1 rRNA gene is annotated in these 526 nt (G+C 58.0%); it reads left to right on the forward strand.

What is annotated here, in order from left to right:
* Window positions 1–526 (forward strand): 23S ribosomal RNA (locus ACJOT3_RS34760); the annotation flags it as partial.

Genomic DNA, 526 nt, shown 5'->3' on the forward strand with positions numbered 1-526 from the left:
TTCCTGTCCTTCGGGACGGGTTGCTGTGCTGGTCTGGGATCCGAGCTTGTAGTAGGTAAGTGATGGGGTGACGCAGGAGGGTAGCTCTACCCGGCGGTGGTTGTCCGGGGGTAAGCGTGTAGGCCGGGGGGTTGGCAAATCCGCCTTCCGTTAAATGGCTGAGACGTGATGCGGAGCCGTTTTTGGCGAAGTGAGTGATCCCATGCTGTCGAGAAAAGCCTCTAGCGAGTTCGTGAGCGGCCAGTACCCTAAACCGACGCAGGTGGTCAGGTAGAGAATACCGAGGCGTTCGGGTGAACCATGGTTAAGGAACTCGGCAAATTGTCCCCGTAACTTTGGGAGAAGGGGAGCCCTGTCTGGTGAAGGCCTTCGCGGCTGGAGCTGGGTGGGGTCGCAGATAGCGGGGGGAAGCGACTGTTTATTAAAAACACAGGTCCGTGCGAAGTCGTAAGACGCTGTATACGGACTGACGCCTGCCCGGTGCTGGAACGTTAAGAGGACCGGTCAACCAAGGCTTGCTTTGGTG

Source organism: Nocardiopsis protaetiae, from assembly GCF_045446735.1.
In the GTDB taxonomy this organism is placed as follows: Bacteria; Actinomycetota; Actinomycetes; order Streptosporangiales; family Streptosporangiaceae; genus Nocardiopsis; species Nocardiopsis protaetiae.